Origin of the sequence: Lactiplantibacillus sp. DA1 (assembly GCF_032681335.1) — a bacterium.
Taxonomy (GTDB): Bacteria; Bacillota; Bacilli; order Lactobacillales; family Lactobacillaceae; genus Lactiplantibacillus.
On sequence record NZ_JAWHTQ010000013.1, the window covers coordinates 1 to 11,368 of the forward strand.

At 35.5% G+C, this 11,368-nt stretch carries 13 protein-coding genes; 12 read left to right on the forward strand and 1 reads right to left on the reverse strand.

The window, feature by feature from the left end:
* The first annotated feature begins 60 nt into the window (after window positions 1-60).
* The 12 genes from RXV91_RS15190 (at window position 61) to RXV91_RS15245 (ending at window position 10,877) form a co-directional block, all read left to right on the forward strand.
* Entirely contained in the window at window positions 61-831 is a 771-nt protein-coding gene (locus tag RXV91_RS15190; RefSeq protein WP_316440534.1) for a Wzz/FepE/Etk N-terminal domain-containing protein, read from the forward strand.
* Between the two features lie 11 nt (window positions 832-842).
* A complete protein-coding gene (locus RXV91_RS15195; RefSeq protein WP_316440535.1) occupies window positions 843-1,571 on the forward strand; it encodes a CpsD/CapB family tyrosine-protein kinase in 729 nt (242 codons plus the stop codon).
* Window positions 1,558-2,331 (forward strand): CpsB/CapC family capsule biosynthesis tyrosine phosphatase, encoded by a 774-nt coding sequence (locus tag RXV91_RS15200; protein ID WP_316440536.1) that lies wholly within the window; start codon window positions 1,558-1,560, stop codon window positions 2,329-2,331. Before RXV91_RS15195 ends, RXV91_RS15200 begins: the two co-directional genes overlap by 14 nt.
* Window positions 2,332-2,348: 17 nt before the next feature.
* On the forward strand, window positions 2,349-3,296 hold the full coding sequence (locus tag RXV91_RS15205; RefSeq protein WP_063488254.1) for a GDP-mannose 4,6-dehydratase: 948 nt from the start codon (window positions 2,349-2,351) through the stop codon (window positions 3,294-3,296).
* A complete protein-coding gene (locus RXV91_RS15210; RefSeq protein ID WP_316440537.1) occupies window positions 3,277-3,954 on the forward strand; it encodes a sugar transferase in 678 nt (225 codons plus the stop codon). The genes RXV91_RS15205 and RXV91_RS15210 overlap by 20 nt, the downstream gene beginning before the upstream one ends.
* Window positions 3,951-4,841 (forward strand): glycosyltransferase, encoded by an 891-nt coding sequence (locus RXV91_RS15215; protein ID WP_120783746.1) that lies wholly within the window; start codon window positions 3,951-3,953, stop codon window positions 4,839-4,841. Before RXV91_RS15210 ends, RXV91_RS15215 begins: the two co-directional genes overlap by 4 nt.
* Before the next feature lie 3 nt (window positions 4,842-4,844).
* Window positions 4,845-6,029: an EpsG family protein gene (locus RXV91_RS15220; RefSeq protein WP_316440538.1), complete on the forward strand. Its 1,185-nt coding sequence runs from the start codon at window positions 4,845-4,847 to the stop codon at window positions 6,027-6,029.
* On the forward strand, window positions 6,026-7,024 hold the full coding sequence (locus RXV91_RS15225) for a glycosyltransferase family 2 protein (RefSeq protein ID WP_316440539.1): 999 nt from the start codon (window positions 6,026-6,028) through the stop codon (window positions 7,022-7,024). Before RXV91_RS15220 ends, RXV91_RS15225 begins: the two co-directional genes overlap by 4 nt.
* Window positions 7,021-8,202: a CDP-glycerol glycerophosphotransferase family protein gene (locus RXV91_RS15230; protein ID WP_316440540.1), complete on the forward strand. Its 1,182-nt coding sequence runs from the start codon at window positions 7,021-7,023 to the stop codon at window positions 8,200-8,202. Before RXV91_RS15225 ends, RXV91_RS15230 begins: the two co-directional genes overlap by 4 nt.
* Before the next feature lie 22 nt (window positions 8,203-8,224).
* Window positions 8,225-9,109 (forward strand): beta-1,6-N-acetylglucosaminyltransferase, encoded by an 885-nt coding sequence (locus tag RXV91_RS15235; protein ID WP_316440541.1) that lies wholly within the window; start codon window positions 8,225-8,227, stop codon window positions 9,107-9,109.
* Window positions 9,110-9,146: 37 nt separating this feature from the next.
* Window positions 9,147-10,592 carry an oligosaccharide flippase family protein gene (locus tag RXV91_RS15240; protein WP_316440542.1) on the forward strand — a complete coding sequence of 482 codons (1,446 nt, stop codon included), beginning with the start codon at window positions 9,147-9,149 and terminating at the stop codon, window positions 10,590-10,592.
* Window positions 10,593-10,688: 96 nt separating this feature from the next.
* A complete protein-coding gene (locus RXV91_RS15245; RefSeq protein ID WP_316440543.1) occupies window positions 10,689-10,877 on the forward strand; it encodes a type II toxin-antitoxin system RelB/DinJ family antitoxin in 189 nt (62 codons plus the stop codon).
* A gap of 215 nt (window positions 10,878-11,092) precedes the next feature.
* On the opposite strand, the gene RXV91_RS15250 is transcribed toward RXV91_RS15245, so the two are convergent.
* A partial coding sequence (locus tag RXV91_RS15250) for a transposase (protein WP_316440544.1) occupies window positions 11,093-11,368 on the reverse strand: 276 nt, incomplete at its 5' end.

Consider the following 11,368-nt stretch of genomic DNA (forward strand, 5'->3'; position numbering starts at 1 on the left):
TTTTTATTTTAGTGACGTTACATAAAATGTTATTTTAGTCTAGTTAATTTTGGAGAGTGAATGATGGATCAAGCAGTAAGTTTTGACTTTTTTATCCGGCTTGTCCGTAAGTACTGGCGTGCAATCGTCAGTTTTACGGTCGCCGGATTATTGGTTGCCGCGGGGCTGACGTTCTTTGTAATCACACCTAAGTATCAATCAAGTGTGCAGATTTTGGTTAATCGCAAGAATACCAATGCTGCAACCGAGTATGCTGGTCAACAGGCCGATGTTCAGATGATTACCACGTATAAAGAATTGATTGCTGGGCAAGTGGTTTTGAAGCCTGCTAAGGAACAATTAAGCAAGCACTATGGTATTGAACGTTCACTTGGTACCTTGAAGAGTGAGGTTAGTGTCACAAGTACGACCAACTCACAAGTTTTCTCGATTGCAGTGACTGATGCTAGTGCAAAAGCTAGTGCAACGATTGCAAATCAAATTGCGCGTAGTTTTAAGAACCAAGTTCAGAAAATTATTAAGGTTAACAATGTAACGATTGTTGCACCGGCAGAGGCACCTAATAGTGCAATTTCACCAAAGAAACCACTAAACATGTTAATAGGATTAGTCGCGGGCTTACTATTAGGCTTCACTTATGCTGCGATTCGAATGTTAACGGATCGCCGAGTGCATGATGTGGACTTTTTGACCGATGAGTTGGGCTTGACGAGTTTAGGCTTAGTTAACCATCAACATCACTATTCAATGAAGAAGCAAGCTTCAAATCTCAATGGTGGCTATCATACGCATAACGATCGAACATCGTCACAAGCGATGAAACGAGTTTAGGAGGGTGCTAGATGTTTAAACGTAAGGAACAAAATATAACGACCACGGCCCCAATTAATCTCACAACGATTAACGAGCCAATGTCAGTGATTACGGAACAAATTAAAACGATTCGAACGAACATTAACTTTGCAGCTACGGACCACAAGCTTCGAACTCTAATGATTACTTCGGCAACACTTGGAGAAGGAAAATCAACGGTGAGCGGGAATTTAGCTGTTGAATATGCTAAAGAAGGGATGCAAGTCCTATTAGTTGATGCCGATTTACGTCGGCCAACAATTCATAAGACATTTGGCCTTAAAAACCATAAGGGATTAAGTTCATGGTTAGCCAACCAAATGGATGATGTGAATGATGCAATTCATCCCGTCATTGGCAATCTATTTGTGATGACGAGTGGTCCTAAGCCACCTAATCCGGCTGAACTATTGGGTAGTAATAAAATGACCGAATTTTTGACTTCGGCAACGCGTAAATTAGATTTGGTAATCGTTGATGCACCACCAATTTTGCCGGTGACTGACTCACAATTGCTCGCTAATAAAGTTGATGGCACGGTCTTAGTTGTTCGCCAAGGTGTAGCCCAAAAGGCAGCGGTTCGTGATGCTGTTAATTCATTAAAGAAATCGCAAGCTAACATTCTGGGTACGGTTTTGAATGATGTTCGTGATGGTTCGCACCATGGTTATTACGGCTATAACAATGGTTATGGGTACTACAGTAATGAAGATAAATAATTTAGTTGACTTACATTGCCATATTTTACCGGCCATTGATGATGGCTCGCCTTCGTTAGAGGCGTCGTTAGAATTGGCACGGCAGGCGGTTGCTGATGGAATTCGTTATATTTTAGCGACACCACATCATATGGATCGTCACTATCTTAATCATGCTAGCGATGTTGAAGCAGCTGTTAATGCGTTTCAGACAGAACTAGATGCCAATCAGATTCCTCTAACTGTTTTTTCTGGTCAGGAAGTGCATCTAAATGGTCAATTGATGAACAATATTGATGATTTGTTAGGCATAGATACTGGTAGAAATTATTTACTATTAGAACTACCTCATGAAATGGTTCCAAGTTATCTTGATGAAATGATTTTTCAATTGTCATGCGAAGGCATCACACCAGTTATTGCACATCCTGAGCGCAATGCTCAAATTATTGCGGAGCCACAACGGTTATACAAGCTAGTTGAGCAGGGGGTTCTGGCACAGGTTACGGCCACCAGTCTCGTTGGCACTTTTGGGGAACAGGTCCAGCGAACGGCTAAAGAATTTGTCAAGTGTGGGTTAGTTCAAGTCGTTGCATCGGACGCGCACACGTTGAAGAACCGTGGCTTTGCTATGACCAAGGCTTATGACGTATTAAATGAGATGAATTCGGAATATCCTGAACGTTTTGCAACCAACGCTCGGGATTTGTTGAATGGTGAACAGATTGATATTGGCGGAATTGAGATGCCACGAAAACAGCGAAAGCACTGGTTGTTTTAAAAGAAGGAGCGAGTTAAATGAAAGCATTAGTAACTGGAGGAGCGGGATTTATTGGTTCCCACCTTGTGGATCACTTGGTATCAGAAGGTTTGGACGTTGTCGTAGTTGATAACTTGTCCATGGGGGACTTACATAATATTAAGCATCAGGATGAAGTCACTATTTATGTTGAAGATGTCCGCAACGAAAAATTCATGCAACAATTGCTACAGGAAGAACAGCCTGATTATATTTACTTTTTAGCAGCTGTTGCTAGTGTGGCCGATTCGATTGAACGTCCAGCTGAAACCCATTCAGTGAATCAAACTGCAGTATTCAATATGTTGGAATATATTCGGAAGACTAATTTACCAATTAAACAGTTCCTATTTACGTCTTCGGCAGCGGTTTATGGTAATCTTCCAGAATTGCCTAAGAAAGAAGACTCACGAGTCGATCCACTATCACCATATGCGATTGATAAGTATGCTACGGAACGTTTTGTACTAGCATATGGTGAACTTTATGATTTACCAACTGTCTGTGTGCGTTTCTTCAATGTTTATGGCCCTGGTCAAAATCCCAGTTCGCCATATTCAGGGGTGCTGTCGATCTTGACCGATTGTCTCAATAACAAGAAGCCATTTACCTTGTACGGAGATGGAAGTCAGACACGAGATTTTGTGTATGTTGAAGATGTTATCCAAGCATTATGGTTGATAACTAAGAGTGATACGGAGCATGAAGTCTTTAATATTGCCAATGGTAATGAAGCCAGCTTAAATACCATTATCGAAACGTATGAAAAAGTTGCGGGGACCTCATTGCAGGTCAAGATGGCGCCAGGGCGTAAAGGGGAAGTAAAACGTTCGGTGGCCAACATCGGTAAGTTAATTAAGTTGGGATACACGACGAAGTGGTCGTTAGAAGCGGGCTTGAGCAAATATTGGGAAGGGGCGCAACAACGTGAAGCAAGTCGAAATTAATGAAACAGTTAAAGTTGGTCATGTACAACCACAAATGGATTATCACTTTCCAACTATGATTGGAAAGCCAGTTACGGGCTGGAAACTATTTGTAAAACGGATTTTTGACCTTACTGTCGGGTTAATTGGGACGGTTTTGAGTTCGCCAATTGTTCTAGTGTTTGCCATTCTTGTAAAGCTGACTTCTAAAGGACCGGCATTTTATAAGCAAGAACGGGTTGGCCTAATGGGGAAAAGCTTTAATGTAATTAAGCTGCGGTCTATGTATCAGGATGCTGAAGCGCGAACGGGTGCGGTTTGGGCCCAAAAGAATGATCCGCGAATTACGCCCATTGGTCGGTTTATGCGAAAAACTCGGGTAGACGAATTACCGCAATTTTGGAATGTGTTAAAAGGTGATATGAGTTTGGTGGGACCGCGACCAGAACGACCAGTACTAACCGAGGAGTTTAGTCGTCAATTTTCAGATTTCCCTAAACGGTTACGAATTATTCCTGGTATTACAGGGTATGCACAAATTAATGGTGGCTACGATATTACGCCAGATGAGAAATGTAAGCTGGATAATTACTATATTGAACATTTTTCGGTTTGGTTCGATATTAAAATGTTATTGGGGACCGTTAAAATTATATTTACTGGAGAGGGTGCGCGATGAAGGGGATGCAATCAAAATATCGACAAATTCCCAAGCTTACATCAACATTGTATACCGGACTAATGTCTGTATACAGTAGAGAGGAGCCAGAGCTTTTTGAAAAAGCTTTAGAGTCGATTCTTATGCAAACGTGTAGACCAACTTATTTTGTACTTGTTAAAGATGGTGCGCTAGGGAAAGAATTGAATGAAATAATTAAAAATCAGCGAAGACGATTTCAAACTTTCAATATTGAATTTATTGAAATTACTAATAGGGAAAACTATGGGCTAGGACGATCTCTTAATATTGGACTTAAGGAATGTCCAACTGAATTAGTAGCTCGATTTGATTCAGATGATATTAACTTTGCAGAGCGAATGGAAAAAACTATCAGTTACTATAGTTCTACACCAGATCTTGCGGTACTAGGAACTCAAATATATGAATTTGATAACAAAAGAAATGATCCACCTGTGATTAAATCTGTGCCTAGATCATTGAATTGTATTAGAAATAAGGCTCGTAAAAGAAATCCATTTAACCATATGTCTGTAACGTTTCGGAAATCAGTTATTGAGAGTGTGGGAGGATATCAGAATGTCTCCTTATTTGAAGATTATTATTTATGGGTTAGAGTAATACAAAATAAATATCGGGTAGGCAACTTGAATGATGTTTTAGTATGTGCTCATGTTGATAAATATTTTGTGTATAAGCGAGGAGGTTTTTCTTATTTTAAAAAGGAAGCTTTTTTTCAGTATTTGCTTCTCAAGCTTAATTTTATCAATAAACCCCAATTCCTATTCAATATTTTGACCAGGGGTGGAAGTAGGCTAATACCGAAAAGGTTCTTGATGCTAATTTATCGGAAATTGCGAAAATGTTCCTATGTAAATGGAGGTTAAACGGTGTTATCACTGATTGTAACTGTAATTGCATTGTTTTTTTACCCATTTGGAGCGGCTATTATTGGATTCTCAGGAATTATTTTCAGTAACAAATACCGTTTAATATACTCTATGGCATTTGCAGTATTATTAGGACTGTATGGGTACTATTTTTTACCATCTCATGAGATTGATCTGACAAGGTATTTTGCTATTATACAGCAATACCAAGTAGCTCCCCCCCGTATTTCAGACTTACTTCAATCGCAAGGTATTTTTTTAGGCGCTTTTTTATTATTTAAATTAGTTGCGATATTGAATAATTTACAATTATTGCCTGCAATTGTTGGATTTGTCACTGGAACATGCTTACTGTACATTGCTGCGGATTCGTTTTCAAGAAACTCCACATCTAAGTCGATACGAATATATCTCATTTTGATAATTATGTTTATTTTTCCGTTTGCAGCTGCGTATAGTAATGTCAGAAATGTTTTAGCGTGTTCTTTGATTATGGTTGCTATTTATCGAGACTTGGTACAGAAGAAAATAAATTTTGGTACGATTGTTCTCTACCTTCTGGGATTAAGTTTTCATATTGCAGTAGCAGTTATTATAATGTTACGAATCGCTCTGAATATCTATAGAAATAAAAATTTCTTTAATTTCCTATTGTTAATAGTTGTTGGAATTGCCATCTTTTTTATTCCATATAGCAGAAATATTATTATAGAAATAATCAGTAAAGGTACCCAGTATGCAACGGTTAACGATGGTAATGCCGAGTATGTCGCGTATATAAATCAGAGCTTATTCATGCAAATAACTAAAGCAATGAATGCAGTTGTTTCTGTTATAACTACACTTGTGATTTACAGAAACTATATTGCGAAAAAAACGGAATGGAACTTATTCTCATTTTTACTAGGAATTATAACATGTGTATCATTTTCGATAAGAATGCCGGTCTATATGCGTTTATTATTTGGGTTCTTGATGATCTCAGTGCCTCAATATTCTGATTTTTTATCTAGGAAAAATATTTCCTCCGACATTGTATCTATAGTTTTATTCTGTGTTTTCATCGGATGCTTTTTTATGTTTATTGCAAACATTGTTACTTTTAACGAGTATGCATCGTTTAGTTTTGCATCTATTCACGCACTAATATTCGAGTTAACAGACTGGTTTGGAGGTATGGTATGACTAATAGAGTTTCAATTGTGGTTCCTGTATATAATGTAGAAAGTTATATTGAGAATTGTATTCAAAGTATTAGGCAACAGAGCTATAAAAATCTTGAAATAATTTTAGTTAATGATGGTTCCAGTGATCGTTCACAATTGATATGTGAGAGATACTGTAAATTGGATAATCGGGTAACTGTTATTAACAAGCAAAATGGCGGTCTCTCGAGTGCTCGAAATGCTGGGCTTGATATTGCAACAGGTGATTATATAGCTTTTATTGATGGTGATGACTGGATTGATCACGATTATATTGGTTCAATGGTAGATGTTTTAGAGAATACAAAGTCAGATATTTCAGTTTTTCATATGAAAAAAGAAGTATGCTCGAATATGTATGATAGTACAGAAAAAGATAGTTATGAGTGGCGTCATTTTAAACGAACGAAAGCATTGCAAGAACTTTTTACTAATAACAATATTGGCTATTCTGCTTGTAACAAGCTATACAGAATTAGTTTGTTTAATAACATTCGATACCCTTATGGTAAGCTAATGGAAGATAAGGCAACAACGTATAAGGTTATTGATCAGGCTAGAAATGGAATTGTTGTATCGAGTTGTCCCAAATATCATTATTTTATGCGTTCAACAAGTATTATGAAGAGCAACTTTAATGCTAAAAAATTTGATTCATTTGAAATTCATGACCAAATATTACACTATATGTCATATTTTCATCCTGAATTAATTCCCTTAGTTCGAGAAAGATATGTTTATGAAGCAATTAGAATGCAGATGGCTTTGATTGAGTCAAATAATCGAGATAAAGGTAATTATCGAAAATGTCAGAAAATTATTAGATTATATGGTAATAACGTAAAACATGATTCAAATTTATCGTTAAGATACCGTGGACTTGTAATGTTAATCATGCTTATGCCGGGTGGACTTTATATATTATCAAAATTTAGGATGGTGAGATTGATTTTTAGAAGGTTGGAGCTAAGTTGAAAAATCTTTTAAAAATAAAAAAATTACTTCTTCGTAACGTAATGCCATTGTTTTTCAAATTATTTCCTATTCGAAAACAGTATTTATTCTCAAGTTATTACGGAAAGTATACTGATAGCCCAAAAAACATTTCAGAATACCTTCACGAAGTTGATCCAAATGCGAAGATATATTGGATTTGTGATATAGAAATGCAGACTGATATATTTCCTCCATATGTAATTCCCGTAAAAATCAATACAATCAAATCAATTTATTTATTATGGACTTCAAAATACCTGATTGATAACTGTCAAAAACAAATTGTATATCGTATAAGGAAAAAACAGTTATATTTACAAACTTGGCATGGTACTCCCCTCAAGAAGATTGAATTTGATGCTAGGCATAAGTTACCAAAACATTACTTGAATTATAGTCGGGTGGACAATCAGAGTATTACGTATTTGCTTGTTGGAAATGAATATTCTGAAAATGTTTATCAAACTGCATTAAGAGTTTCGAGCAGTCGTTATGTTCGGTCGGGGATTCCGAGAAATGACGTGTTTTTTTCAGATAAGGCTGAACTAGTTACTAGTATTAGAAAACAGTTGAATATTGATGAAAATTGTTTTGTTGTACTGTATGCACCTACATTTCGAAACTCAGTTTATGAAAAAAATGATAGTAAGAATGGATTCACACAGATTGAACAGTTAAATCCAAACCTATTATGTGAGATGTTCTTAAAAAAATTCAAACGTAAGTGCGTAATCTTAACACATTTTCATCCAAATGTCTCTAAAAAGATAGATAGTAAATTTATCTTCAGTAAATACGGTGGAAAAGTTCAAGATGTAACTAACGATTGCCAAACTGAAGATTTGCTTTGTGTAGCGGATCTACTAATCACGGACTATTCTTCCATCTTTTTTGATTATGCGTTAATGGAGAAACCCATCATATTATTTACCTATGATTATCTAGATTATATACAGGAACGTGGAACATATTTAAACATTAATGAATTACCGATTACACATGCGACTACTGCAATTGAAATATGCAAAATACTTGAGGAAAATTCGTTAGATGAATTGTCAGAGAAAACAAGAGATTTGAATAGCTATGTTGGTAATTATGAATGTGGAAAAGCAACGGATATTGCGGTGAATCTTATTACAAAGAATACTCAATAATAATGCGAGGGGGGATTACAAAATGTCAAAACATGCGTATCTAATCATTGCCCATCATCAGTTTGAATTGTTATGTAAACTACTTACCCTGATTGATGATGTGCGAAATGATATATTTATTCACATTGATGGCAAAGCAGATCATGTTCCATATCAAAAAATTGAAGAGAGCGTGGGCAGATCAAAGTTATATTTTACTTCCCGAACACGAGTCAAATGGGGAGGGTATTCACAAATAAAGAGTGAAATCATATTGTTGAAAGCGGCAACGAAACAGCAACATTATGATTATTACCATTTGCTTTCGGGGGCAGATTTACCGCTTGTTAATCAGGATAAAATTCACAATTTCTTTGACCTGAATCAGGGAATGGAATTTGTTCAATTTCAAAAGTCAAAAATTAGCGAAATTAAGAAAAGACGAGTTAAGTACTTTTATTTATTTCAAGAACATTTAAAGAAAAAAGCAGGGATATTAGCGCATTTTCAAGAGGTAAGTTTGCGTTTACAAGAGCTGCTTCGAATTAATAGAATTAGTAATACAAATATTGAGTTTCAGATGGGATCGAATTGGTTTAGTATAACGGATAATTTTGCGAAATTAATAGTTGCTAATGAAAAAATGATTAATGAAACTTTCAGATATACAAAGTGTTGTGATGAAATTTTTATTCAAACGATATTAGTTAATTCAAGTTTTAAGAACTATATTTATGAACGGCAATTTTCAGATTCGTTAACGGCTAACCAACGGTTTATACATTGGTCAGATATTGGGCCTCAAGATCTAACTATGAAGGATTTAGATCAAATGTATAGAAGTGGCTGCCTATTTGCTAGGAAGTTTAATTTAGAAAAAGATCGACAGGTAGTTACTGAGATAGAGTCTCGATGCATGACTGATTAGTTAGCTCCTTCATTAAAAGCTTGTTGAGTATGGATACATGGAGGCGAGACTAATTAATAAAACTATTTCAAACATTTTCTATAACGGTCTTTACCAACTGTTAATTATTGCTATCCCTATTGTAACGGTACCATATGTTGCACGAGTATTGGGTGCTACATTATTAGGTATTAATTCATATGTTTCTTCAATAGGTGTTTTTCTAGGAATTATAGTGACCATGGGAATGTTACAATTAGGATCGAGGGTAATTGCTCAGTCTAGTCGTGAGACGATAATGGACAATTTTTCACGGCTATGGTTGATTCAGCTTTTATCTGGGATTTTGATAATCATAATATATTTAATGGTTGTATTTCTATTTTTACCATACAAATTTTATTTTTTACTGGAAGCACCGATTTTATTGGGATATGTATTAGATGTTTCCTGGTTTTTTACTGGAATCGGTGAAGTGAAAAAAGTCGTATTGCGAAATACCATAGTCCAGGCTGGGTCTTTAATTTTTATTTTCACATTTGTAAAATCTTCGTCAGATTTATGGTTATATGTACTTCTCAACAGTACTCGAATTGTATTTGCAAATGGTGTATTTTGGGTTACTTTAGTTAAAAAATGGAAATTAAATCTGAAAATATTGGTTCGTAATTTTAATTTGATGTATTTAAGGGAATCTTTGCTTTTAGTATCTCCACAAATTGCTGTGCAATTATACGCTAGTTTTGATAGTACGTTAGTTGGAATGATAGCAGGACCGTTGCAATTGTCATATTATGATCAGTCACAAAAAACCGCACGAATCGTGGTGGCGGTAATAACATCTGTCAGTACTGTATTAATGCCTAAGATGGCACAATTTGTAAGGCAAAATAATGAAGTTTTGTTAAATAAAGTTTTGAAGATATCACTGGATTATACGCTAATGATTAGTTTGTATTTTACGTTACTATTGATGGCGAATGCAAATGATTTTGTCCCATGGTTTTTTGGTAATGAATTTGCTGCAATGATCGATAATATGTACTTTGTGAGCCCGATTGTTGTGTTTATTTCATATGGAGGTGTTTTAGCAAACCAGTATACCTTAGCTAAGGGACTATACAAGCAGTATGCACTTCCATATTATATTGGTGCTGTGTTTAGTGTTGTGTTAAACATAATTCTAGTCACGCTATTCAAAGCTGACGGGGGAACAGCAACCATCATTATAACGGAACTTTTTGTTTGTGTGTCAAGAGTTATTACAGTGCATAAACATCTTCCGTATAACATGCTGTTTTCTGGACAATTAAAAATGATATTTGCGTTTGGACTTGCATTACTTATATCATTGAATCTACCCGTGTTTGCTGATGTGCATTTTCTAGACATGATTGTTGTAAGTTTAATCGTATCTGCGGTCTACTTTGGTGGATTATTTTTGTTAAAGGTTCGATTGGTTTCAGATTTAATGAAACTAGCACGTAACCATTTTGCGAATTAATTGAATTTATAATGTTTTTATTTTCCGTACTTTTGTAAGTCTTTGTCAAACATATTAATGATTTTGTAATGTTAGTAAGGATGAGAGGCTATAGTTATGACTAAAATTGAAGAAGAAAAAACGATGTTTGCTATGAGAATCAAAAAAAGTGAGAAGGAAGAACTAAAAGAGTTATATAAAGATATGGGACTTGATTTGTCAACAGCAGTTAATCTTTTTTTTAAACAGAGCCTGTTAGAAAATGGGCTCCCGTTTCAACCCATGAGAAAAAAACAAGATAGATAATACGGTTACTGAGAACTGTAGTTCAGTATTTAATTCGTTAAAATAGAACTTTGTTTAATATTGATTTTAAATTTTCTAACGAGTAATTAAAAAAGTAAAATCTGAATCAAATTTGGCTTAGAAATTGGCCTTCAACTAACGTATTGTGCTAGTTAATTAGGTTCTCTGTCAACGGTTGTTGGTAATATTTTTATAGGTGCTTAGCCGCGCAACGGCTAAGCACCTTTTTTCAATTCAAACATTAAATGTATCCGTAATCTGAAGTTATTGAAGTTGCCAAAACCATAGGCGGTGTGTTTTAAGACCTTGTTTTTATTATTTGTCCCTTCCAAAGGCCCATTTGAGTATTGGTATTTAAGGGCGTTCTCAATCGATGCTTGGCTATCCCTTAGTCTGACAAAATGTTTCTCAATTTCCTCTGAAAATTGATTACTAGGATTCAGAACTTGTCTTAAACGGGGAATATCGCGATACTTAATGGCGCTTCTTAG